This is a genomic window from Cupriavidus sp. (assembly GCF_057315035.1).
The window spans coordinates 43,380-68,137 of the sequence record NZ_DBHKYV010000027.1 but is presented as its reverse complement, the minus strand read 5'-3'; the positions used below and the strand labels follow the sequence as shown (position 1 = coordinate 68,137).

The 24,758-nt window shown below is 57.8% G+C and carries 23 protein-coding genes; 20 read left to right on the top strand and 3 right to left on the bottom strand.

All coding sequences use genetic code 11. The features are described 5' to 3' along the window. Positions 1–3 precede the first annotated feature (3 nt). The 12 genes from ACO550_RS26505 to ACO550_RS26450 all read left to right on the top strand — a co-directional run bounded on the left by ACO550_RS26505 (position 4) and on the right by ACO550_RS26450 (position 13,491). Positions 4–741, top strand: coding sequence for a conjugal transfer protein TrbJ (locus ACO550_RS26505; protein WP_315595547.1), 738 nt, complete (start codon positions 4–6; stop codon positions 739–741). A 38-nt stretch (positions 742–779) separates the two neighbouring features. Beyond that, the gene (locus ACO550_RS26500) at positions 780–1,805 is read left to right on the top strand and encodes a type IV secretion system protein (protein ID WP_315595546.1); all 1,026 of its coding nucleotides are present in this window, start codon (positions 780–782) and stop codon (positions 1,803–1,805) included. A gap of 23 nt (positions 1,806–1,828) precedes the next feature. Continuing rightward, entirely contained in the window at positions 1,829–3,055 is a 1,227-nt protein-coding gene (locus ACO550_RS26495) for a TraI domain-containing protein (RefSeq protein WP_315595545.1), read from the top strand. Beyond that, on the top strand, positions 3,055–4,911 hold the full coding sequence (traD, locus tag ACO550_RS26490) for a conjugative transfer system coupling protein TraD (RefSeq protein ID WP_315595544.1): 1,857 nt from the start codon (positions 3,055–3,057) through the stop codon (positions 4,909–4,911). The genes ACO550_RS26495 and traD overlap by 1 nt, the downstream gene beginning before the upstream one ends. 6 nt (positions 4,912–4,917) lie before the next feature. After that, positions 4,918–5,427, top strand: a complete 510-nt coding sequence (locus tag ACO550_RS26485; protein ID WP_315595543.1) for a hypothetical protein — start codon at positions 4,918–4,920, stop codon at positions 5,425–5,427. Further along, complete coding sequence (locus ACO550_RS26480) at positions 5,402–5,722, top strand: hypothetical protein (RefSeq protein ID WP_315595542.1); 321 nt, start codon at positions 5,402–5,404, stop codon at positions 5,720–5,722. Before ACO550_RS26485 ends, ACO550_RS26480 begins: the two co-directional genes overlap by 26 nt. Before the next feature lie 2 nt (positions 5,723–5,724). Beyond that, a complete protein-coding gene (locus ACO550_RS26475; RefSeq protein ID WP_315595541.1) occupies positions 5,725–6,339 on the top strand; it encodes an IncC plasmid conjugative DNA transfer DtrJ family protein in 615 nt (204 codons plus the stop codon). A gap of 64 nt (positions 6,340–6,403) precedes the next feature. Beyond that, entirely contained in the window at positions 6,404–7,252 is an 849-nt protein-coding gene (locus ACO550_RS26470; RefSeq protein ID WP_315595540.1) for an ATPase, read from the top strand. 207 nt (positions 7,253–7,459) lie between these two features. Then, complete coding sequence (locus ACO550_RS26465) at positions 7,460–9,187, top strand: UvrD-helicase domain-containing protein (RefSeq protein ID WP_315595539.1); 1,728 nt, start codon at positions 7,460–7,462, stop codon at positions 9,185–9,187. A 219-nt stretch (positions 9,188–9,406) separates the two neighbouring features. Next, positions 9,407–10,546, top strand: coding sequence for a ParA family protein (locus ACO550_RS26460; RefSeq protein ID WP_315595538.1), 1,140 nt, complete (start codon positions 9,407–9,409; stop codon positions 10,544–10,546). Beyond that, positions 10,546–11,700 (top strand): ParB/RepB/Spo0J family partition protein, encoded by a 1,155-nt coding sequence (locus ACO550_RS26455; protein WP_315595537.1) that lies wholly within the window; start codon positions 10,546–10,548, stop codon positions 11,698–11,700. Before ACO550_RS26460 ends, ACO550_RS26455 begins: the two co-directional genes overlap by 1 nt. 591 nt (positions 11,701–12,291) lie before the next feature. Next, complete coding sequence (locus tag ACO550_RS26450) at positions 12,292–13,491, top strand: helix-turn-helix transcriptional regulator (RefSeq protein ID WP_315595536.1); 1,200 nt, start codon at positions 12,292–12,294, stop codon at positions 13,489–13,491. Between the two features lie 615 nt (positions 13,492–14,106). On the opposite strand, the gene ACO550_RS26445 is transcribed toward ACO550_RS26450, so the two are convergent. After that, positions 14,107–16,110, bottom strand: coding sequence for a phage integrase family protein (locus ACO550_RS26445; protein WP_315595535.1), 2,004 nt, complete (start codon positions 16,108–16,110; stop codon positions 14,107–14,109). Positions 16,111–16,264: 154 nt separating this feature from the next. Next, on the bottom strand, positions 16,265–17,593 hold the full coding sequence (locus ACO550_RS26440; RefSeq protein WP_315595534.1) for an HNH endonuclease: 1,329 nt from the start codon (positions 17,591–17,593) through the stop codon (positions 16,265–16,267). Between the two features lie 303 nt (positions 17,594–17,896). Here ACO550_RS26440 and ACO550_RS26435 point away from each other — a divergent pair, with 303 nt between their 5' ends. The 7 genes from ACO550_RS26435 (at position 17,897) to ACO550_RS26405 (ending at position 22,879) form a co-directional block, all read left to right on the top strand. Then, on the top strand, positions 17,897–18,511 hold the full coding sequence (locus ACO550_RS26435; RefSeq protein ID WP_315595533.1) for a hypothetical protein: 615 nt from the start codon (positions 17,897–17,899) through the stop codon (positions 18,509–18,511). Beyond that, positions 18,508–18,693 carry a hypothetical protein gene (locus ACO550_RS26430; protein ID WP_315595532.1) on the top strand — a complete coding sequence of 62 codons (186 nt, stop codon included), beginning with the start codon at positions 18,508–18,510 and terminating at the stop codon, positions 18,691–18,693. The genes ACO550_RS26435 and ACO550_RS26430 overlap by 4 nt, the downstream gene beginning before the upstream one ends. 66 nt (positions 18,694–18,759) lie before the next feature. Next, positions 18,760–19,791 carry a hypothetical protein gene (locus ACO550_RS26425; RefSeq protein ID WP_315595531.1) on the top strand — a complete coding sequence of 344 codons (1,032 nt, stop codon included), beginning with the start codon at positions 18,760–18,762 and terminating at the stop codon, positions 19,789–19,791. Positions 19,792–19,803: 12 nt separating this feature from the next. Beyond that, positions 19,804–20,085, top strand: coding sequence for a hypothetical protein (locus ACO550_RS26420; protein WP_315595530.1), 282 nt, complete (start codon positions 19,804–19,806; stop codon positions 20,083–20,085). A gap of 56 nt (positions 20,086–20,141) precedes the next feature. Beyond that, complete coding sequence (locus ACO550_RS26415) at positions 20,142–20,978, top strand: TIGR02391 family protein (RefSeq protein WP_315595529.1); 837 nt, start codon at positions 20,142–20,144, stop codon at positions 20,976–20,978. Beyond that, a complete protein-coding gene (locus ACO550_RS26410; RefSeq protein WP_315595528.1) occupies positions 20,975–22,432 on the top strand; it encodes a restriction endonuclease in 1,458 nt (485 codons plus the stop codon). The genes ACO550_RS26415 and ACO550_RS26410 overlap by 4 nt, the downstream gene beginning before the upstream one ends. A gap of 6 nt (positions 22,433–22,438) precedes the next feature. Further along, positions 22,439–22,879: a hypothetical protein gene (locus ACO550_RS26405; protein WP_315595527.1), complete on the top strand. Its 441-nt coding sequence runs from the start codon at positions 22,439–22,441 to the stop codon at positions 22,877–22,879. 144 nt (positions 22,880–23,023) lie between these two features. Here the strand turns inward: ACO550_RS26405 and ACO550_RS26400 are convergent, their stop codons facing one another. Continuing rightward, positions 23,024–24,013 carry an HNH endonuclease signature motif containing protein gene (locus ACO550_RS26400; RefSeq protein ID WP_315595526.1) on the bottom strand — a complete coding sequence of 330 codons (990 nt, stop codon included), beginning with the start codon at positions 24,011–24,013 and terminating at the stop codon, positions 23,024–23,026. Positions 24,014–24,152: 139 nt separating this feature from the next. Between ACO550_RS26400 and ACO550_RS26395 the strand changes: the two genes are divergently transcribed. Further along, on the top strand, positions 24,153–24,638 hold the full coding sequence (locus ACO550_RS26395) for a hypothetical protein (protein WP_315595525.1): 486 nt from the start codon (positions 24,153–24,155) through the stop codon (positions 24,636–24,638). Positions 24,639–24,758 lie beyond the last annotated feature (120 nt).

Sequence of the window (24,758 nt, the reverse complement as noted above, 5' to 3'; positions counted from 1 at the left end):
GACATGAAGAATTTTTTCCTCAAGGCCGCTGCGGCTAGCGTTTTCGCGTTCGCCGCGAATGCGCATGCCGCGGGCCTACCGGTAATCGACGTCACGAACTTGATTCAGAACACGATGACCGCGCTTCAGTCGGTCAAGGACGAGGTTTATCAGAATACCAACATCACCTATCAGTACAAGATGATGGCAAACCAGTTGCTTCAGTCGACTGGTCTGGACGCGACTCAGCTCACCGAGCAACTCGGTTCACTACAGAGCGAGATCAGTAACAACGAAGTCTATGGGGGCGTCCTCAAGGATCTCTACGGCAGCATTTCAGGCAATGCCGATTATCTGAACCGCGTTCAGAGCATGATGGTGTCGTCCGGCAAGACACAGACTCAGTGGTTCGATGATCAGCGCACATTGCTAACCAACGGCGATAAGACGGCAAAGAACTTGTTTAGTCTCGGTACAAATGTGTTCAACAATACTGACGCCCTCGCCAAAAGGAGGGAGAAGATCCAGAAGCAGATGAGGCTGTCCCCTACCGCCCAGGCAACTGCGCAAACAACGAACCAGATGCTCGATGTTCTGGCTAGTCAGAACTCGGACATGCTGCAACTGATGAGTGCCAAGGTCCAATCAGACGCTGACAAGGACCAGAAAGCGGTTGCAGTCGAAACAGAATCGATGGAGCTTTCCCGAAAGCTGCAAGCGGACCGTGACGCACAACGCCAAAAGCTCTTGAACCTCAAATGACGGCGTCTCGATCCTTGGTCCATCGCGTATTAAATGTCATGGCCGGCGCGCTGCTTGCCTGTGTCATGCTGACAAGTCCTATAGCGCGCGCCGACGACTCAAACACCGGTGGCCAGACTTCGGCATCCGCCGTGGCGGGGCTGGCGACGTCCGCAGGTAAGCCGGGAGACCTAGCCGCCGGTGTCCAGAAGACGCTCAACAAGCTGGATGGACTTACACGCGGTCTGATCCAGGGCGCAACAGCCATCAGCGACCGCGTGCGCAATGATTCGGACAAGGTTGCCTTTGGCCTGGGCGTCATCGCCCTTGTGCTTGCGGGCTTGCGATGGGCAGCGACCAGTGACGCCGTTTCGGCATGGACGGACTTTATAGAGGCCATACTGATTCTGGGGATTTTCGCGTCGCTATACGTCAGCTACACGAGCTTTGCGCCCTCAATCTTCATCTGGTTCCAGAAGATTGCTACCGCAATCAACAGTGGCGACGACATCTATAGCTTGCCGTCTACACTCGCCACGACCGCGGGAAAATTCTTCGAATCCATTGGAAGAATGCTGATGGCGGTCTTCACGAGCAATGTCAGCCTCATCGAGGCCATTGGTGGTGTCGCCCTTCTTTTTCTAGCGTTCCTGTGCGTACTTGCAGCGGCACTGATCTATTCCTGGTTCATCATGGTCGGGCAGTTGATGGTCGCCATTGGCATCGTCCTTGGCCCACTCGCCGTTGCCTTCGGAATGCTGGACCTTACTCGCAAGTACTTCACCGCGTGGCTGGACTACATGGTCACCGGATCGATGTACATGGTCGTCTCGGCCACCATCGCACAGCTGGTCAGTGCGCCGCTGCTGACCGCAGTCTCGGACATCGGGGCCATCGGCACCGATACCGTCATGGCTGCGGGTTATGCCCTATCTATCTCGATCGTTCTGATCTTCATAGCACTTGAGATTCCCAAGATCGCCGGCTCCATCTTCGGCACCGGTGGAGGCATCAGTGGTACTGGCGGCTTCAAGGGACTTGGCCGCGGCGCATGGAGCATTGGCAAGAAGATGGCAGGAAAGTAATGATTCATCATTCAACGAATACTATGGAACTGATGCAAGGCCATATCAAGCGCATCGACCTCATTCGCCAGTATGCCAACGAGTCCGACCCGGCGGTTTTCGAGGCAAAGTGGTTGTCAGTACTCGAAGCTTGCGCAAACTGGTTTGGCTCGATGCCATTGCGGCCTTCGGAGCACGCAGAGCCGGGCGGCGCCATGCGCGCGACCGTGGAGGCCGCCTACTTCGCCATGCGGCTCTCGGGAGCACAGAAGTTCGGCGCGGATCAACCGTCCGAGCGACGACGGTTATTGGAACCCCAGTATCTGTACGCGCTCTTCCTAGCTGCATGCTGCTCGCGACTGGACGAGCCATGCCGCCATTTCAAATTCCACCGCGATAGCGATGGGACCGAATGGATCCCGGCCGCCCACGGTGCGTTTGGTACGTGGCTCGGCGAGGGTACATACCAGGTCACGCGCCGGGAAGAGGCCACTCCGGTAGAACGCATGAGAACCGCCCTGCTCACTCGGGAGATACTAGGCGCCGAGCGCCTGGCCAGCTTCGATCCGGTAGTGCTGTCGGATCTCTTCGGCGCCATCAACCCTGATCCACGCCCTGCCGGCATGGAAACGTTGCTGCACAAAGTAGCTCGTCAGGCCATCGAAACCGCGACCGAGTTTGAGGTGAAAGCACGCCGCGCCTCGTTCGCGCCCGACACCACGCCGGTACCCTCCGCGAGCGAACTCGCCGCTTCCGGCAGCACAGCTGCAAACTCGCGCGGGGTTGTTGATGGCCCGACGCTAGCCACCACTGCTTCGGATCCCGCAACTGCAGCAGTCGCGCCCATGAATGCGTCGACGCCTGCATCGGCAACGGAATCCGCGTCGGCCGTCCCTATGGAAGCACCGGAGGGCGCCAATCGCGCTAGCACCGCTACAGCATTGCCAGTCAATGCCGTTCGTACGACGCTCAAAGACAAGAAAGCTGACCCTTTTGCCGAAGTCCTTGCAGACACATCCAACCTGATGCGGGACTTCTTTCGCGCGCTCTCCCAAGACGTTGCAGCCGGCAAGGCCAAAGTAACGTGGGTCGACAACAAGCTTGCCATCAGTAAGCGGATGATCGGCAATTACGGCATGGCATCCGATTCACTAGTGGACAATTTGCGCAAGTTCAACCTGCTCTACAAGGTAATCGGCCAGGAGATCCTGCTTATCGATAAGGTAGCTGCGTTGATTTCGGAGCGACCGCCTGCCGGGGAGACACTGTGATGCGAAATTACGTCAATCACTTCCGGCCGATTTTCGAGTTTCGCGCTGTAGTTGGATGGGCTATTGCCTTTGTACTGTTACTCGTCAGCGGCATGCCGAACGCTGGATACTTTGCATTGTTTGCCGTTGCAATGTTTGTATTTAGGTCGTCTCAGGTTCTGCGTGCACTGAAGTTCAGAATGGCCATATCTACCAAATGGCTGACCGTCATTAAGATTGACGATCTATTATCGATCAGTGCGACCATGCGCAAAAAGCTTGATTCAATGTATCTCGGTTTGGGATACGAATGGACTCAGCGACATTGTCAGATATCCCATGATATTCTCCGAATGCCGTCCAGCGATATTCCTGGACTTCCAAAATGGCTCCCCCAGCCTATCGTAGAACGCATTGAGAAGGCATTTTCACCTGCAGACAGCATCGCAGATACGATGCCACAAGGTCGATCGTGGATTCATGGCATGGAACCTAAGAAAGATTGGGTACCATTTCACTATAAGGCAATGCCGGGTCATACCTCGGTTAGTGGTACAACTGGATCTGGTAAAACACGGACCTACGAAGTAATTTCTACTCAGGTTATCCATAATCCAAATGATATTTTGATAATCATTGATCCGAAGAACGACGGAGACTGGGTAAAACGCGTCAGGAAAGAATGTGAACGCACTGGCCGTAAATTTCTTTATTGGAAACAGGCTTCCCCGTCGCAATCAATCCGACTGAATCCTATTGAAAATTGGTCACAGCCTTCTGAAATTCCTAGCCGCATTGCGCAGCTTATGGAAGAAGGTCCGTTTCGCCAGTTCGCATTTCTGTTTATCGACCGAGCCGTTAAGGGTGAGCTTTATGTAGGCGACAAGCCGAACCTGCGCTCCATCCTCCAGTACGCCCAGAACGGCATCAACAAGCTCCTCGATCGTGCGCTGCGGCGCTTCTTCCCGGAAGCGGGAATGTCGGACTGGGAGGATGAAGCAAGCACATATATGCAGAGCGCAGGTCAACGTCCTGGCGGCACACTGCTGGACGGCATGGTGCAGCTATACATGGCCCGGTTTGCCAACAAAGACCAGGGTCACGAGGCCATTGATGGTCTGGTTGCTACCTTCCATCACGATCGGGATCACTACGGCCGGATCATTGCCTCTGCGCTGCCTCTGCTACAGATGCTGGCGACGGGCGAAACCGGCTTGATGCTGGCCCCAAAAGCAGACGACTTTGACGACAACCGCGAGATCTGGGATATCGACAAAGTCATCAAGCAGAAGGCCGTGCTGTACGTGGGAGCAGACTCGCTTTCGAATGCGCTTGTTGCGCAGGCCATCATGTCCATGCTGCTGGCCGACATCGCATCGGTCGCAGGCGCAATCTACAACTTCTACGAGAAGCCGCCAGAGGTAGTCCTCATCATCGATGAGGTGGCGGAAGCAATCAACGAGCAGGTCATCCAGGTCCTGAACAAGGGACGCGGCGCAGGGTTCAAAGCCTTCGTTGCTTATCAAACTCGCTCGGATCTGACTGCGAAACTCGGAAACATCGCAAAGATGCAGCAGGTTTTGGGCAATCTGAACAACCAGATCGTTCTACGCTTGGAAGACATCGACACAGCGAACTGGTTCTCCGAGAAAGTCGGCACCACCGCCATTCATAACGTTGTGGTTTCCAGCAGCACGAGCACCGGGACGGAAGCCCATGTGGGTGAGTTCAGTGGCTCGGTTTCGCGCTCAACCCAGCTCGAGAAGGCTCCGCTGATTCCGCCCGAACTGATCATGCAATTGCCGAATCTGCAGTACTTCCTGCGCATTTCTGGCGGGTCGGTCTACCAGGGTCGTGTCCCAATTATTCAAGGTTAATTGTCAATGCGCACCCCTACTCTGTTTCGGCAGATCGTTAAGCAGTACCGGATGTCGGCCAAGCTCACGCCGATTTTCACCCTGTCTCCGGATCTGGACGACGTGTGCACGCGCGTGGTCGACTACATCGGTGTCAACTTTCGCGTGCGCGACGATCCGCTTGTCGCAGAGATGCTCGGTGACGCTATTCAGGCGTGGAGACTGGCGCGCAAACACGGCGACGCTAACGTCGCGTTCATGAAAGGTCTGTTCAGTCGCGCCCACGATCTCTACGTCAATCGCTACGCAGCGTTCAAAGGCGAGCGTTATCACGTCTGGTATCCGTACAACGAGTCCATTCCCGCATTCGAGCAACGCCAGCCGGCTGGATACATTTGCCAAATGGTTGACGAGCCCACGCCAGGCAACGTATCCCAGCGATGCGCCGCGTTCCAGCTCGCCGCGCGGGTGCTTACCGGCTATAGCTTCACCCGATACTTCGAGGACTACGATGTCGCTGGCAACTTTACACACTGACGCGCGCAAGCTGCTCGCAGCTGCGAGCGTCTATCCGACGCGAATGGCGGCACGCGCCGCAATTGGCATTGCGGTTCATTTCTTTCGGACTGAACCTGCACTGGCGTACGCGATGCAATCCTGGCACATGGGCGCCAACAGCACAGCATCGGAACCCCCTCCGGCGCTCAGCGAGGGAAGCCGTGCGCCCGCCTTTGCGCTCATTGGCGTCGCCACACATAAACCGCAGCTGCTCATCGGCGCTCTTGCCGCCTTTGCTCCTCTGCCGATCCTGATCATCTGTAGGTTCATCTGACCATGGCCAGCCGATTCGCCTCGCATGTCCGCCTTTGGCTTCTGGTAGCGCCGCTCATGATCTGCGCGACCGCACCGCTTTTCCCTGACTTGAGCGACTTCGAAGTCAGTGAAGCGGAACAAACCTCGGTCTCCCAGGTACTTGGAGATAGGCGCGCAGACCGTGCAACGAGCATTGCCAACGAGCGGTTCGTTCGCTGGTTTGTCCAGACGGGTGCCGTCAAGGCGTCGTTCTCAGGATCCGATGCTGACACGATGCTATCGGATGGAGGCGCTGCCACGTTTGGGCGCCACTGGATGCGCAATTTCTGGCTAACCATATATCGCGGGATCTACCGCGCCTGCGTTGCGCAGTACTGGGCATTCGGCGGCACTGTCTTTCTCATCGCGCTTCTCAACGATGGGGCCGTGTCCCGGAAGATCCGCGCGGCATCTGCCGGCTTTGCCAATCCGGTGGCCTTCCATGTGGCGGCGCATGGTCTTCTCGTTAGTTTCGGCTTCGGGGCCTCCGCCCTACTGCTACCGCTACCGCTTGTCGCTTACTGGTGGACCGCCGGCGTCGTCATCGTCGGCCTGCTGAGCTGGCGTCTGGCTTCTGCGTTCCATGTGGGGCGTTAAGCCGCCCTACCCGAAAACCAACAAATTTACGGCCTTCATTGGCCATCCTTCGGAGAATCAAATCATGACTACGACCGCTGACATCGCCAACTCTGCCGACGATCTGGCCGAAGTTCTGGCGCCGGAAGATGCCGGTTCCACGGCTCTCGAATCCGGGAACCTCACCGTCTCCGCACCGGAGGACGTCGAGACCGAACTGACGCAGATGGCTGCGTCGGCCGACGCCCTGCACAAGGAGGGTCTTATCACCTCCGCAGACGCGGAGCAGAAGAAGGCAGAAGTGGAAAGCACGCGCAAACGCTTTCGCGAGCTCTCGCCGGAGGACCGCCAGGCAATCGTGCGCCGTCGCCGTGAACTGGGCATGCAGATCCTCAACCGCCAGCTCGCCGGCGCGGCTGTTGTCGTTGTCGGCCTCAAGATCAACCACACACGCCTGCGACCGCTATTTGAACAATGGTGGCCCTACATGAACCGCATGTCGGTCAACCTCCAGAGGTTTGGACAAACCACGTTCTCGCGTACAGAACTGGTTACCGTCGAAAAGTACCTGGAGGGTGAGATGGTGAAGCTTGAGGAGTACGTCGACGAGCAGTTGCGTGTTGCGACCGCCTATCGCGAACAGCGTGAAAAAACCATGCAGGAACAAGGAGACTTTGTCTTTCGCCCCGAGATCGTGCGGCCAGCCATCCAGCTGGAAGTCCAGGCGTTTTCCCGCTTCGCCGTCCGCGCTCTCCAGGTCCTCATCAAGTTCGACAAGACAATGGATGAATTCGACTTCATGGTGTGGAACGGCATTCGGGATCAGACCGATGTGAACGAGGAGGTGACTCGCTTCCTGCGTAAGTTCCAGCCGCTGGGCCTGCGCAGCTTTACCACCCATTTGAAATTGATGGAGACCGTGAAGTCAGTCTGACAACACGGTACCCGGAGTGGAACCTGCAGGTAACTGGGCGACGAAAGTCCACCCAACTGTCAGCAAGTTCCACACTCTCTCCATGCACTGACCGCCCAATTCGTCCTGCTGGGACCAGAGACTCCCCGTCGTGGGGAGTTGCTGGCCATAAGTGTCAGATGCCCCGAACGGCTGCATTCGCATTTCACTCGAGTAACACGAACCGCCATGTCCCTCGCAGATGTACTCGCCAGTTTGAATCCGTCGCAACGGGAAGTCGTCGACTGCCTTGGGCATTGCGTAGCAGTGGCGGTACCCGGAGCTGGAAAAACCGCCACCATTGCGGCCAAGGCCGCAGCACTATTGGCTGATCCTCTGGTTACGGTCGGCGCGGTCACGTTCAGCAAGGATGCGGCCGTGGAGTTGCGTGACCGGATTCTCGCCCTGGCCGGCACGGCGGCAAAGAAGCGGCTGGTCGCTGGTACGTTTCACTCTCTCGCCTACAAGCAGCTTGGGAAGACAGGAGGAAAGTTGACGGATATCGTTACAGACGGCGTCCGTGCTGCGATCGTCGGCCAGATCCTTCAGGAGCGTGGCATTGACTGGAAAATCGAGGACGCTCTCGCTTCCATCGAACGCTCAAAACTTCAATTGAGTGATCCGACGCCGGGCACTGTAGATGCGCAGATTTTCGAGGCGTACCAGGCTGCGTTGGCACGAAATGGAAAGATCGACTTCCAAGACATGCTTCGCATGGCAGTAGCAGGAATGCTGAAGGGCGAGATTCGACCGTATTCAGTGAACTATTTATTGGTCGATGAGTACCAGGATTGTGACGGCCTTCAGTCACGTTGGACTTCTTTGCATGCTGCCGCTGGATCCGTGGTTTCCGTTGTCGGCGACGACGATCAGACTATCTTTGGCTTTCGCGATGCCCTCGGCTACCAAGGCATGGAAGCCTTTATCAAGAACTTTGGAGCGCGAGCAATCGTACTTGGGAAGAACTATCGATCTAACTCCGAGATACTAGCGGCGGCCGACAAGATCATCCGAAACAACACTCAGCGCATCTCAAAGGAACTGGTTTCTCATCGCGGCGGCGGCGGCTCTATCGAATTCAAACGATTCGATGACGAGTACAAAGAAGCCGTTGCCGCGGTCGAGACGCTCACAACCGCCTTGCGAACTGGGAAGACTGCAGCAGTGCTGGCGCGGACAAATCGCATCCTTGACCCTGTCGAGGCTGTATGCCGATCACATGGCGTGAAGTACTACCGTGCCGCGGGCAAGTCCATTCTTGATCGTCCCGAAGCAGCGTTGATGGGCAACATGTTGGAGTTGATCCAAAGGTCGAAGACCACCGGTGTGGATGCCCTGCTTGGATACTCGGGCATCGGATCGTATGAACTTCAACAACTTCACGCCCAGGAGGCGTCGGACGGCAAGACCGCCGCCCCCCGCAAAAAAGACCTGGTTGACTCCGGCATCTCCGAGCACACAGCGGACAAGTACCGAGACTTCTTGAAGCGGCTGGCCGAGTGGCGCGCCCTTTGCGACCGCGAGTTCTATGCGTTGACCCTAGATGGGGTTCGCGAATGGATGCTTAGGTACGTATCTGAGGATGCCGGGAAGCGGGCCATCAACACCTGCTACGACGTTCTCAACCAGCTCACTGGCTCCTTCGTAGATCGGTTGGAGTTTCTGCGACGAAAGAACAATGAGCCGGCGCCCGATGCACTCGTCCTGACTACGATGCACGCATCGAAGGGACGTGAGTGGCATAGCGTCGCCATAGTTAGAGCCGAAGAAACCATCGCACCCGATAGCGATAGCCCTGAGAGTGAAGAGCGGCGCCTATTCTATGTAGCCGTAACTAGGGCGCGCGACTCGCTACTTATCTCGACCGCCAAGAAGAATCCAACCTCTCGGTTCGTTCTCGAGGCCGGGCTGGCCTAGATGTCGGTCATAAAATGCCTTATAAGATACTTATTATGTGATGGAGTTTTGCCAAAGCAAGCGGCTTACACCATCTAAAGTGAAAGAACGATCTAACAGCGTAGTTTCGCTGTGCAGCGCAACAATGCTGCGGATTGAATTTTTCGTGTGCTATTGTCCATTTTTGCTATGATAGGGAAATCGTGCTGGTTTGCCGAAAAACCCTTTCAGGATTGCCAAGTGCCAATCAAGACTAACAAGTACCGTCTTGCAGACATCGTCCCAATGCTGGACGTCAGCGAGGCAACCGTCCGCAGAATGATCGAAGAACAAGGGATTGTCCCTGATCGGGTTCCGGCAGGCAGCACTACACGTCCTGTCTATTCCCTCGAACAGATCCTCCAATTGGCGAAGTCCAAACGCCATCGCGGCAAGGTCAAATTCAAGCGCCCTCTTGTCATCGCCGTCTACGTCCCGAAGGGCGGCGTTGGCAAGAGCACCCTGTCGAATGAGTTCACTGCTGAGCTCACGCTGCAGGGCTATAACGTGATGGCGATCGACCTGGACGACCAAGCGTCGCTGACCGTTATGAACGGATTCCAGCCAGACGAAGTCCCGGACGCCGGCAAGCCCAATCAATGGCTCGTGAAGCATACCTTCCTGAACGCTTTGTATCCGGCCAATGGGGAAAAGAACATTCTGCCGTTGTCCGAGATCATCGTGAAGCCGTATGGCGAACATGGGCCGAAGCTGGTACCTGCTGACATTACGCTTGGCGAGTTGGGCTATCGACTGTCGATACAACCCAACCGCGAGCAGTTTCTGCGGAATTGGATTTCAGCGCACGCCGACAGTGACCTCAAGGATATTGACATCATCCTGATCGACAACGCGCCGTCTACGTCTGTCGTGTCTCGCGCATCAATCGTTGCAGCCGATTTGCTGTTGATTCCGGTTCGCCTCGATGCACTGACCGTGAAGTCACTGAGTTTCCTGGCCAACGAGCTGACGGGTCTGTCGGAGTCGCAACTGCCGATTCCTCAGGTCGTCGCTGTTCCCAATTTCTTCAAGGCGAACAACAGCCGTAGCGCCCGTGTCATGAGCGCCCTGCAGCGGTCCTTCGGTGACGATGTTCCGATCGCCCCGCACGTCGGAGAATCCGAACGCTTCCCGCGTTCGCTGATGCATGACATCGGACACGAGCTCGAAGAAGTGCTGCCCGTTACGTTTGAAGGTTGGACACGCGCGTTGGAACGGCAGCACGAAGAGATTCGAAACGTGTGCAAGTTTGTGATGAACATCGCCGAAGAAGCGTTCGCACGTGGCGAAACGCCGGGCTTGTTCGACGACGCTCCCGAGTCGAGGAGGGCGACTAACTAATGACTGAAAGAAAGCGTTCCTTCCAGCCACCGCCCGTTGCCGAAGCAGCTACGCCAGGTGGCGATACACCGGCCGGAGCACCTGTGCCTGGCGGCGGGTTCAAGATCGCCGCGTTTCCCAAGCGATCGGCCGGCAGCGTCGCGGCCCCTGCAAGTGCTGTTGCGACGGTTCAACCTGCGCAACCCGCCGCTCTCGAAGCGGACGGTAATGTGACGGCATCGGTTTCCGCGACGTCGGTTCCGTTGGAAGACGGTGCCGCTAGAGGTTTCACTGTCGCCATGGAGCGACTAGAGACGCATCCATGGAATGCCCGGCTTCATCGTACGGCTGCTCGCATCAAGGAGCTAAGCCTCCAGATGTCGACCGACGGTCAAGAGTCACCAATTCTTATCACGAAGAATCCTGCAAAAGCGGGATTCTGGTTCATCGTCGATGGCGAAACTCGTTACAAGAGTGCGCAGAAGCTGGGATGGGATCAGCTCTGGGCGCTTGAACGGGACGTCGATCCCAACGATTCGAAAGAATTCTATGCGGTATCGTTTGAGCGCACTGCCGCCACTGAGCCGATTTCTCAGATCGACCAAGGTCTGCGCTGGGCCGAGCTAGTCAACGGTGGCCATGCCACGTTGGACTGGTTGGCAGATCGCCTCGATAAGAGCAAGGCAACGATTAGCAATATGTTGTCCTATGGAAAGTTTCCCCAAAAGGTCACCGATCGGATGGCGGAGCACAGCGAGGCGTTCCCCTACACGGTTGCGGCTGAGTTGTCGCGGCAGATTGGGGATATGTCTCTGCTCGATGACGATCAGTTGCTTGCACTCGTAGACAAGGTCATCGACGAGAACGTCTCGCGCCGAGGAATCGAGGCGCTTGTTCGTCAGTTCGTTCGTGAGCCAGGTGCGAAACGGGAGCGCAAGGCGGCGCTGACGAATCGCCCCATTATGGTTGGGTCGGCGAAGACAGGGTCGCTGCGTGAGTACGCCAACGGCGGGATCGAGTTGAAGCTCCAGCCGTCCGCAGCACTATCGGGCGAAGCGAAGCAGGAATTGCTGGAGATTCTTGGTGCCGCTGTGGATGCGCTAAACAGCGGTAGTGGTGAGGGCATCAAAGAAGCGCTTCTTGAGCGCCTCTCCGCCGCAAAAAGAGCCTCATAATGCACCTAATCGGGGCCGATGTTGATTTACTTTCCATGCAATGCATGGGGAAGTCATTCGCCCTCGTTTTTGCTACACCGTTTAGCCGGCTAGATGTCAACGTCCAGCAGGACGATCAGGCGTTTAGCCGGCTAAACGCCGCCACCCTTCCCGCCTTCCTCGTAGCGCCATTTAGCCGGCTAAACGCCGGCGACCTGCTGGCCGTGCCCTCGTTTAGCCGGCTAAACGCTTTTCTCGCAAGCCTCCCGTTTAGCCGGCTAAACGGCCCGCTCAAACATCCGCTCGGTAAGCGATACCGGTCTCCCTGGCCCGGCTCATTTAGCCGGCTAAACGGACCTCGATCCCAGACACCAAAAGAAAACGCCCCAGTAACCCTGGGGCGTTTTCTTTTGTGGCTTTTGAATCAACAGGAGCGCTTATGAGCCCCTAATTGCAAAAGACAAATGAAAAAGCCCGGAGCGGAAACTCCAGGCTTTCTCGGTGATGCATTGACTTCGGTCTTACTTCCAAACTCAAGCTCGCAACTGGAGTGTAGGAAGCCCAGATCATCGTGTCAATGCTCTTCACGAATAAAAACTAAATGAGCAAACGATGACGACCAATACAGCAGTCGGTGGGAAGCTTATTTTCTCTGCAAATAGTGCGCACGTTAATGAAGCACATTTTGCGATTAATAAGCAAACATACCTCGCATCATCTGATGCAGTAATTCACGAAGCTTCTAATAGCTTTGAGAGTCCTGATTTTCTTCCTTCGCGAATAATGAAGGCGATCGCGCTCGCGTATGAGTCCCGATTCTTTAATGAACTTTCAATCACGACGCGTCAGGTATTAGCAGCGCTGATTCGTTTCTCTCTCAACGACAAGAACATGCATCAATTGGCTTACGTTAAGAAGGAAACATTGGCCCGTCATGTCGGAGTTAGCGAAGCGACTGTCTATCGTGCGTTGTCGACCCTGGAAGGGCAGGGCCTTATCGAACGCGAGAAGCAGCTCCGTACAAGAATCAAACTTCAAAACATCGGAAGAATTCGATTTACTTCGAAACTGTTAGCAGCCCTGGGATTCATGAAGCTCTCCACAGAGGCGGCGGGAGATGATCGGGCGGTGGTAGGTGATGCCTCCAAAAACGCCTCGTACGTCACTTATAGTGAAGGGCGATCCGAGCGGAAAGTTTCCTTTAAGACGATCAATGGTAAGGCGGTGCCCGCGGATCTGGCCTGGCTGGCTGAGCAGAACGCACTGGCGGTGACTGCCATTTTCAAACTCATGAAGGTTGCCCGGGCAGCAGGTAAGCGGTTGTCCGATGTGGTCGCCGTGACCAAGCACGGCCTTCAAAAGCTGCAGGGCAAGGAGCTTTACGCCTACTTGAACTCCCTGTTGTCCAAGGACGTCGATTTCACCTTCATCGCGAAAGAGCAGGCGGATATGGCCGACCAGGAACAGCAGCGAGAAAGGCAGCTTGCCGAATCGAAGGCGCGGATCAGCCAGTTGGCAGTAAGCCTGCGTGGCAGGAAGTTTGAGTTGCAGGACGGATCGACCATTTCGGTCGACGAGGCGTCTGTGGTCATCAAACGAGGCGGCTTCACGTCATCCACCCCGTTGCACGCTGCTCTGCGTCAGCTCGAGGCGTTGGCATCTGGTCAGATTGGATTCCTCATCCCGATGGAGACGCGTGAGCCCGATCGACGCAGCGGAGAGGACGTCACCCGCCAGCTCGCCCAGTCCCTGGCCCTCCTGCGCCAGCAGTCGCCGGCATTGATACGTGGCCACGAACGGCGGGCGCTTTGAAGTCGGCCAATGCTAACCATCTCGCACGGGTGCGTGACGTTAACCCCGTGGGTAAACAACCAGTCTTCTACGAAGAAACAGTCCTGCCGGGAATCTTCTTGCAGACTAGGCACGGCAAAACCGAACGGCCAACCTGAATTTATATACTGAACGTGCAACAAAATGACTGTCGGCTCCGACACTCCGCCGTGACCAATCTTTGCCGTAGTGGCAGCCAAAGGCTAGCAAGAAGGGGGGATCCCCCCCCAAAAAATTACGTCATCTAGCGCCAAAAACAGCGCCGCTCGCCGCGACCACAGACCATAGCGCGAGAACACTGGGGAGGGCCTCAGGGTGACCGATAGCCGAGACCGTGGCCATTGTTGGAACAGCTGTACCGACACAGGTAGCTGCAACTGCTATCGCCACTGACCACTGCTTTTGCGACCAACCATGAACGCCGCCAAAAGGAAGCCCGAAGGCAAGGAGGGCGCCGCCGATGACGACGTCCGCGAATTCTGGCCAGTTGGAAAAGAGAGAGAAGATTGTCATTTCAAGCCTTGTCGAAGTGCGCCACTCGGGATTGAACGACGCTCTACGTATAGCTCGACTGACCTTATATTCGAGGCAACAAACTCACCCCTCTGAAGTGGGGAATTCCATAGTTTCGCTACGGTCGGAGTTCCAAACCGCAAGCATCGCCGCCATGCGCCGTGCTTCTTCGGTGGTGACGTACTTCGTCGTTGTATCCAAGGAAGCGTGCCCAGCGTTCTGCTGGACCACTTCCAGTGGTGCGCCTGCAGCAAGGGCGTGCGAAATGTGAGTGTGACGGAGCCAATGGGTGCTGGCAGCGGCCAAGCGTTCGGCGCCGCGCTCGTCGTGGGCTTGCAGGGCAGCCGCACACCTGGTGAAAAACGCCTTCATTTGCTTATACAAGGCGTCGGGCGTGATTCCTCGGGCGGCATCCGGCTGACGCTGCATCATCCACGGCGTCAGTTGGTCGGCGTCAGTGGCCTCGCCTAGGAGATAGACGCTCCGAGGCAAATGCCCTTGGTCAGGCTCCGCCTGGAAGCCACGGTGAGCGAGGTACGTGGCGAGTTCGCTAATCACGACGGGCGCCATCGGCACACGCCGGAGCTTTCGTCCCTTTCCTAGAACTTCCAGACGCCAGCCTTCCACAGGCTCGCCGCCGAGGGCGCGGGGGAAACTGACCCACTCCAGGTGATCTGTGGTCACGCTTACCGCTTCGGACAGCCGCATGCCGGTGGTGTACAGCAACGACAAGGCGAAACGAAGGCGCAAGTTGGCGGACGTCGAGGGGAGGGCGGTGGCCTCTGATTGGACAAAACTCCACTGGGCCTCGGTGAAACTGCGGCCCACATCAAGCTTGGGCGCTGCGGCGCGGGGTACATGCACGCCGTTCCAAGGATTCCCCATCAAATAGTTCTGGTCGACGAGGAACCGGTACAGATTGTTGAGCACGCCGAGGGCGTAGGCGCGCGCGCGGTCCGATAGTGGTCCTTCGAAAGGACGCCAAATAGGGCTCCATCGTTCGCGGGAACGCGGCGCGCACCAGTCCGCCGGCGGTGAGGCGAGGAAATCGCGATACGCCACGCAGTCTTCATGTGACATCGAGGAGAGGGGCTTGCCGCGGACCAGGATGGCCCACAACAGAAAGCGCTCGGCTTCCTTGCGGTAGGCCCGCTGGGTGTGGGAGAGCGTTTGCAACCAGTCCAGCGGCCCCGGCACTGTACTGACGTCGCGGCGCTTTTCCCGGAGGAGGGCGATTTCCTCCTGCGGCAGGCCAGGTTTTGCCCGCAGCCAGGCCAGTACCGCTTCGTAGTCGTTGTGGGCGGACAGCAGGCATTGCCCCTGCGGCCTCCGGTAGGTTCCGTTACGACCATCGAGCGCTTCGGGCACCACCAGCTTGTCGAGTGGCACCAGACCCGTCGATCGCGGAACGACGCGGGCGAGTTCGTGGGCATACCGCTGCCGGCGCGGCACAGCCACATGCTGACCAACCCTTCGCGCGAGCGTGTCCCCGTGGGCGTCAAGAAACCGTTCCACGGCGCGCGCCTTGCCGGCGCCAATGCCGGGAAGCGCAGATGACCAGCCAGTTCCAAGGCCGTTGATGCGGTCGACAAGTTGCCCGATCGTTTCGACGCCGGCAGCCTCCAGACGGCTGGCCAGCGTGTCGGCGAGCCAGGCCCGGCAGCCATCGTCCACCAGCACCGGGCGCGCATATTGCGTTTCCAGCCAGTCCATCGCCTCTAGCTGCTTTCGCATGAGGGCGACGCGTTTTTTCTCCCGCTCGAGGGCAGTGCCGTGCCGCTGCTGGTAGGCGGCCAACTGCTCGGCCTCACTGAAGCCGTCCAGTCCTTCGGCCGCCGAAAAATCCTCCAACGAGGGGAGTGAGGCGCCCGGCCGACCGATCTGGCGCAGGTCCACGCGCACCAGGCGGGCCATGCTGGGGCGCTGGGTGCGCCGCGCCGCCGCTGCCAGTTCGTCGCGCAGCCACGCCGTGACGCGCTTGACCTTGGGGTGGCGCGAAAAGGCATCAGCTTCCCCGCCATGGGCCGCGGCACGTGCGTCAGCTTCGGCCTCGATCTCGCCTTCCTCTGCCAGATAGCGATCCCACATACCCCGGGCGTGCAGGCCTTGGATGATGGCCCGCAGGAACCCGAAATGCCCGCGATGCAGCTGCCGACGCGTGACGGAGCGCCGCCGCCGGCGCGGACTTGGCTCAGACGGGGCCGATTCTAGGTCCTGCATGGAGACGGCGACCATGGCAGGTTCAGGCTGATGCGGCATCGTCGTAGCTGTACTTGGCCCGGTGCAGGGCCAAGAATGCGGCACGCCGGGCGGCATCCCCCTTGACGTCATCCCGCAGGCGCAGTTGTGCCAGGCCGAGCTCGCGTACGGCATCGTTTGGCAGACTTTTGCCGACCAGCAACGTGCCGTCGTCAGCGAAACTGATCAGCCCACGGTCGAACAGCGCATCGAGGTTGGCCACCAGCAGCAGTCCGTTGTGCGGGTCCAGACGGTCGTCATTGTTGCTGGCGGCCCACGGCTGGATGTGACTGGCCCGCAGAACGGCGCGGACACGAACGCCAGTCACGGCGCACGCTGCATCCCAATGACCCTCAAGCTGGCTGCGGAAGCGCCCCTGGCCCAGCCGTGCGTCCACCAGGCGCTGTTTCGTGGTGGCATCGAGCGCCTGGTCAGCCTTGAGCGCCTCGATATCTGCGGCGGCTCGGGTTTCCCGATCCCCGTCGCCATCCGGCGTCTCGCCCTTGCGCAGGACCGGAAAGCCGAGCGCAACCAGCTTCCGATACCACGGCCCGTTCATGGTGCCGTAGCCGTACCCAGTCGGCGGTGCCAGGCCCAGCAATTCGGCGGCCAGCAGCCCTATCGCCTTGGGCGGATAGCGCTCGCCGTCGATCCAGACGTCGTAGCCTGTGGAGGCATGCGCCTGCTGGAAACTGGTGTCCTTGGCATCCCAGGCTGCGGCGGCGGCGCGCACGGCGTCCACTGTCAGGTCGTCGGCCGTGGCTTCTGCGCGGGGCACGATCGCCGGCCCTTCGCGCTCGTCGCTGCTGAGGCGAAAGCCCAGCTCGCGCAGTCGATCGCGCCAGAGGCCACCCTGTGGTTCGGTGAGGTTCGTATCACGGATCTCCGGCAGGCCAGCCCGATGGGCCGCCCGACGCACCAGATTCCGGTATCCGTACCAGTGGTCTCCTACCTGCACGAGCCACCGGTTGCCGCGAAATTCGTAGGCTTCGGTTTGACCGGCGGCAAGCAGGTCGCGGGCGGCGGCTTCGACGTGGTCAGCTTTCACGGCACCCTTGGACAGGCGGCGCTCGAGCTCGAACCCGAGCGCCTGCAACCGGCGGCGGGCGGCATCCCCGGCGAGCGTTTCGCGGGTCAGTTCGCCAAAGCCCGCCAGTTCATGGGCGACGCCGGTGATCGCCTTGGTGGGGTACCAGTCCCCGTTGATCTCGACGTTCCAGTTGGTGGTGGATCGGAGCGAGGCCGCTCGCCGCCCCGCCTGCCACGCGGCAGCGGCGGCGTGAAAGTGGGCACGGGTCAGCTGCTGCAGCGTTTGAGGGTCGCGGAAGGCCATGAGGTGGAGTGGTTTGGCTCGCGGCGGGACCCGCCAGCCCAGCGCTGGCGCGGTACACACACGAATGGGTCACATTATAGGCCGGGGCGTGTGCGGGATGCTAGGTGACCCGTACCTTATTTTCATGGTTCTTGATAAGAAAGGTTATCAAGAACCGTAAAAAAGGTGATTCCGGCGTGACCGCCAGGGGTGGGGTGGTAAAATGGGCGCATTCGACCACTTTTGAGACGTCTCAAAGTGGTTGGATTCTGTCTCACAGTTAGTGGGTCGGATTCTCAGGATAATTGGGTAAAGGAACGCGCTATGACGTCCGTGACGTCTGCCACCTCCCGGATGGCCGCCAGTCGTGCCGAATGGCAGGATGCCGAGGTTCGCTGCGAACTGCGTCGGGAACTGGCTGGCCAATCGGCCAGCGAAGCCCTGTCGTTCGAATTGGGTATTCGCGTGGCTTTTCGACCGATTTCCCGGCGCGATGTCGCGGACGCCGATAAGTGGATTGTGGGTGGCTTCATCCCCGGCTGGTCGTGGGAGCGCGAACTCACGCGTGCGCGACGTCGCCCGCGCCGCGTCGAAGCGGCGGTCTATGCAGAAGGGACTGAGGGACCTCCAGTCCTTTGCGCGCTCATCCTGGGTCGCATCAGCAATGGCCATGTTGTTGCCTCGATCCACCTGCTTAGCCGGGCGCCCGAACCCAACCCCCTGCAAGGGCAGGTAGCAAAAGTGGCGATTCGGTATCTGGAATTTTGCGCTGCGGCGTTCGGCTGCACGGTGGCTTCGCTGCAACGCCCGATACCGGAACTGGTTGCCTATTACAAGGAACTTGGCTTTCACCGCGAAGTCAAGAAAAAAGGTAAAATTGAGAGACTTGAACGGGACCTGCGCGACGAATTGTCCGCAGCCCAGGGAGCGGAACCATGAAAGCCAATACCACACGTCGCGTTCGGAAGAACGGGCAGTTTGAATCGCCGGAAGTCATTCGTGCGCGATTGGCGGCGTTCGCCCTGGTGACACGCACTACGGCGGCTCGGCGCGGCACGATTGAAGAGCCGACGGTGCGCGGGTCTGTGCTGACCGGCAGGCGCATTCGCGTTGCTAGTTAAGTTCAAACCAATTTGTCGGAAGCCTCCTTCGGGAGGCTTTTCTTTTGGGTGCTAGAAAGAGAATGTATGCAAACCTTCGATCCCGATAAGCTCAAGGAAAATGCTGTGACATCGATCCGTCTGGGGATCGAAGATTTTGAGAAGTCTCAAGCGCCTGGCGAGCAGGGTGGCGATCCGGCGCGTGCACTCTCCGCGGCGCGCAACCTTTTCTCGGGAGTGCTACTCCTCTTCAAGTACAAGATCGCGATCTGTGTGGAGGATCCCGACGATGCCTTGCAGCTGATCTTCGATACGAATGAAGTCCTACCGCATCGCAACGACGCCGGCGGGGTCGAATGGCGTCCAGGCAAACTCCGCAAGACCACCATTGATGTGGGAACGATCCGAAAGCGCTTCGAGACGTTCGAGATCGAGATGGACTGGACGGCGATCGACAAGCTTCAGGCCTGTCGAAACCATCTGGAGCACCTTCACCCGGCCAACTCCCTCGGCGAAATTGCAGAGTTCGTGGCAGAACTCTTTCCTGTGCTCGGAGATTTCATTGAGAAGCAACTGAACGCTCAGCCAGCGGACCTGTTGGGTACGGCATGGCCCATCATGCTCAGACACCACGCCTTCTTTTCTCGGACCTTGGCAGAGGGTGATTCGCAATGGGAAGGCGCTGGTGTGCCTACGGGCATGAAACCATGGCGCAAGGCCTGCAAATGCGAGCAGTGTGGTTCGTCGCTACTGCGCCCCAATGCTGAAGACTTGGATGAGAGGCAAACGGTCGAGTCCAACGACGAGACTTTTCGCTATCAATGCTTCTCTTGCGGGTACGTGGACCTGATTGGTCCGCTGATGATTGATGCTCTCGACACTGCCAACACACCCTATCGGCACTACAAAGACGGCGGCGATCCTACCGTAGAAACTTGCCTTGAGTGTGGACATGACACTTTTGTGGTCGGTGAGCAGCAATGCTATTGGTGCGGCACCGAACTTGACTACAAAAAATGCACCATTTGCGAAGAGGCACTCGGCCAAGACGACCAAGACAACGGTGGATTGTGCGGATACCACGCGCATGCCTACGAGAAGCATATGCGGGACGACTGACGGCAGACTCATATGATGAAGCGCAAGCTGGTGCGAGCTTTTGTTCGATGGTCGGACGGGTGGAACCGCGAGTTCCACGAGGCAATTGAGGCAAAGGTGCATGCCGAGTACAAGAACTCCTTTCCTGCAGACCGTGACATCGAAGAGGTCGCAAAAACCATAGAAGGGATGCGGAGCTTCTACTATTCGAGGATGTCGGCGACAGCGGGACTTCTTGTTGCCATCGTATCTCTGGTCGTCTCGCTCGCTTCACTGTTGGTCTCTCTCATTGCTCTTGCGGCTGCTTTCAAGTAACCAATTTCCTGCACGCGCGACACCAGGAACATTGTTCAACCTTGCCGGAGGCAGATTTGCCGACAAAAATCGCTCCATTCAATTCGCAGCATCTCGAAGCTGCCTGTCGCGTTTTGGCCGATACCACGCACGGTTTGCGCGGCAGTCAGATCGGACGACTGCTGCAAGAGATCGGTGTCGGGGACCCCTCGCCTGGCACGACCAAGTGGAAGCGGCTGTTCAACGCGCTGGCCACTGCCCAGAACGAGCACCAGGTGGGCAACCATCTCATCATGTTTGTCAACCGCGCGATGGACCCCGTGAACTATGCCCAGGATCCGGAAACCTTTGCATGGCGGCGCAATGAGCTCAATGTCGTTTTGGCATTTTCTGGATACTTCGTGCGTGATGACGGCAGGGTGGGGCACGCCGATAAGGCAACCACACTAGACGCGGCACGTGCACGTGCTGGTCGGCTTAGGTCAGCGTTGGAAAGCCGGGCTGTTCACGACGAAGTTTTCAACTACTGTCGAGCCGAGTTGGTGGACGAAAACTATTTCCACGCGGTATTCGAGGCTACGAAAGGCGTGGCGGAACGCATTCGCCAGATGTCTGGCCTGACCGGTGATGGAGCGGATCTGGTAACGAAGGCATTTGCCGGCCAACAGCCGATTCTAGTTCTCGGATCATTGACGACCGAATCCGAAAAAAGCGAGCAACGGGGATTCGCGAATTTGCTGATCGGGCTGTTTGGGGCCGTACGTAATCCCCTTGCCCATGCCCCCAAAACGAACTGGCCCATGACAGAACTGGATGCGCTGGACATTCTCACGATGGTTTCACTTATTCACCGCAAGCTGGACAGGGCGAAGATTGCTGGCCCAGCTGCCTTCGGGCTAGGGGCAAAGGTATGAGTTACCTGGATTGGAGGCATTATCAGGAAGCCACTGCGGAAGTCTTCCGGCGATTGGGCTGCAATGCCCAAGTGGACTATCAAGCTAAAGGTGCGCGTGCGACGCATGACGTCGACGTCTACGCAACGTTCGTTCGTTCTGGCATTCCCTGCACCTGGGTCATCGAATGCAAGCTTTGGAAGCATCGAGTGCCGAAGGAAAAAGTGATGGCCCTCCGAGGCATCATTGATGACCTTGGCGCCGATCGGGGCATCCTGATCAGTGAAGCGGGGTTCCAGCCCGGTGCGCATGACGCAGCGCGAGGAACGAATATCACTCTCATAACCTCCTTGGAAGATTTTGAGAGGACCGCGTTGGCAGCGACGACTGAGGTTCCGCTCGAATTGAGCGGGCGCGACGGTGGCGACGTCTATGCGTTCCCGGTAGGCACAGGGCCCCATGATCTGCTTCGTTACGGCGACTTCATCATCACCGCAAACTGGGCAGGCTGCAGCGTTTCCATTGTCAATCCGGTAACCAAATCCATCGTGCGCACCATCGACTTGGACAAGTATGATGTGCTCACGGACGGCAAGAGAGAAATTAGAGGCCATCCTCCTGGCAGTCTGGTTGTGGCCGATGGACGCCTCTTTGTTGGCCAGGTTTTCTCCGACGTAATCCTGGTTATTGATTTGGCAACGCAGGCGATTGTCAGAAGGATTCCTGTGCCAGGTGGCGGCGAAGGTCAGCTCGCGGTCTCCAAGGACGAGAAGGAAGTCTATTTTGCGAGCAATCGGCTAAATCAATTCCACGTCATTGACACGGCCACCTACGCACTGGAGACGGTGCCCTATCCGGAGGGCGGCCGAGGTTGTCTTTCGATTCTGCGGCATCCATCGTCTCCGCTACTCTACTTGGGCATCCAACGCGGTGGTCGTATCGATGCTAAGGGATATCCACACGCGAACTCCTATTTGGCGATCTACGACCTTGCTCGTCGGACATACGTAGCCGAATCGCAGCTCGCGGAGGTGGTAGATGGCCGCGCGGACGACGCCATGCCCGTTTGCATCACCTACGATGAACGGCACGATCGTGTGTATGTCGGCATGATGCAGTCAAACCGCGGCATCTGTGTTTTGGATGGTCAAACGGGGACAGCGCTCCCGGACATTAGATTCAAGCCAAATGCTTCGAGCATGCCATTCCGGTGGGTTGACCCCCTGTCGCAGGCCATCGATGGGGAATTGTTGCTGTCCGTCAATCGCAATAGTCGAGAACTGGTAGCACTCGATCGAGCTACATATGAACCCAGGGGTACCGTCTTTCTCGGTGATGCGCCCGATGGCCCGAGAACCCTGATTACTTGGGACGGTCACGCTGTTGTGAGCTATCCGGGAAGGAATGCCCTCATATTCGTGCCTCTCGATAACTTCGGCGCGCCTCCCGTAGGCTCCCCTTCACTGCTAAGGTAAGCGAGCATGGCAAGAAAGATCTCGTCTCTCAGAATAGCCGTTGCCGTAGGGTTACACATAGGCATGTCTGGAGCGTCAGCGCAGGAATATGGCCCTGATTATCGCTGTACTGTGGAGCGATTTGACGAAGCCGACCAAAATGACCGGACCCGCGCTGATTTTTACAAGGGGAAGACGTTTTCCGTGCACCGGCGGACAGGTCTCATGGCTGGCGGGATTGGGGAGCTTAAGAATTCTTACGCCGCGAGCCAGCAGCCGCAGGTTGTGGATTACGGGCGACTTGAAATGAACTCGTTCAAAGCCGTTACCATTCAACCGTTCAGCGGCAGTGGTGGCTCAAACGTGTATCTACTGGTGATAGACGAGTATGTGGAGCGCCCGTCGAAGCCATTCATGTTCTCGGCCAACGATCGCATATGGTTCGGCCACTGCATTCACGCCAGCTAGGGATGAACTGGCGCCAAGTTGTTGCCGGTGGATTGGCATCAAACGTTTGGGTCCTTTAAGGAGCGTGAGGATGTCGAACGCGTAGTAGAGATCGAAATTCGAAACAGCTGCGAAACGGCGCCGTCTCTTGAGTGCCAAATGCGCTCACTTTGCCGGGTTTTCGGCTGACCGAGAGGCGACTCTCAGCAGTTCCTCGTTGATAGCATTTTTGTTCGGGGAGTAGTGTGCGGCTCGATGACAGTTTGGGCAGACCGCTACGCAGTTCCACACTCGGTCGCTAGTTTCGACGCCGAATATGTGATGCACGTCCAGAAAGCTAGGGAAGGGCGCATTGATGCGGCACGCCGGATTCTCGCAGACGCCATCTGCGCGCTCCAGTACCTGCCGGCGAACGCGGTCATCGCGTTTCGCGAACGAGCGCTCTGCAACTGTTCTCTCAGGGCTATCGCTTCCGGCTGCAGCAGGCGGCGGCGCCTGCAGGTCGTCCAGGGTGTCATCAATCAAGCCGAGAGCCGACTCCCCCGCAATTTCTGGCAACGAGCACAAGTCGCTTACACCCGGCCACGACCAGAGGACGTCGGGCACCGCGTGGGCGTCCGGCGTCCTCGCGTCCATCAGGTACAGCGTTGGGCTGCCGCCATTCTTCGCATGGTTTTTCCGAATACGCCCGAGCTTTCCGGCAGCAATCAGGGATTCGCTCATTTCGCATTGTGCTCTCCAGATCCGAGGAACTTCGGCAACGGGCAGAAGGGCGGCAAAATCGAAGCCATCGTCTCGTGGCTGTAGCAAGAGAAAATGGGTCACGCCAGATTCCATTGCTCTGTCTCGGATTTCAGAAAGCGTGAGATCCCAGTCATCGTCCGTAAGGCGTGCGCGCAGTTGGGCGGCTGAAATGGTCTCCGGCTTTCCGCGCTGATATCGCCAGCACAATCGAACTCGGGCCGAGACGCGTATCCCTGTGGGGCTAGTCGCGCTGACGGTCTGTGATTCGGCCTCGCCTACCGGACGTCTGTTGTCGTCAACGGCAGCAAAGCCCCTCGATTCGAGGAAGGGCTTGACGAAATTCCGGCTACGTCTTTCTGCCTGGAGGCTTTCTTCGGTACGAAACTGTCGTGGCTTTGTTTTGGCGTCCATTGCGCTTCTCCCCATTCCATTGCAAGGTACATATCAACCGGAGGATTGCTCCGTACCCTCAACCTTTTCTTGACTTGAGCCGATAGTGAATAGACTGCGTAAAGCAGTACCTGTCAACTAAGAAAAAGGAAGAACGATTATGAAGAAGACTCTCCTGTTTGCGGGCATCCTGTCTGCAGCGGCAACGGTGATGGCGGCAAACGTGGGTGCACCGTCCATGACACTCTCGATCGAGACCCCGTCGGGGAAGCAAGAAGCGTTGGTGTCGACCCTCGCGCCTTCGGTTACCTCTAACGGCAGGACGATTAGCTACGCACGATCCTGCAAGATGGATGAAAGCGGTAAGCCGAGCATCGAGCGTGCCACGATTTTCGAAGGAACGACCGTCACCGTGCACCCCAAGCAGATCAACGATGGAACGCGCGTGATTGCGAACGTTGTCGCGGTCGACACGCGCCTTCGCAAGATGGACAAGGTGGAGCAGGGTGGCTGCTACATCGAACTGCCGGACGTTGACAGCGCCAGTGCCGAGAGCCATTTCAACCTGGCCAGCGGCAAGTCGGAATCGATGTCGCTTAGCGGATCGAACGGAGCGTCCCTGAAGGTGACCGTTCAATTGCGGTAACGCAGTCGAAAGAGATGGCCGCGGAAGCGGCCATCAACCGGATTTGCATCAAACAATTATGCGCGGTGGATTAAACACCAACCGTGCGCGTTCCATAAGCGCCAGGATCCACGATTCTCT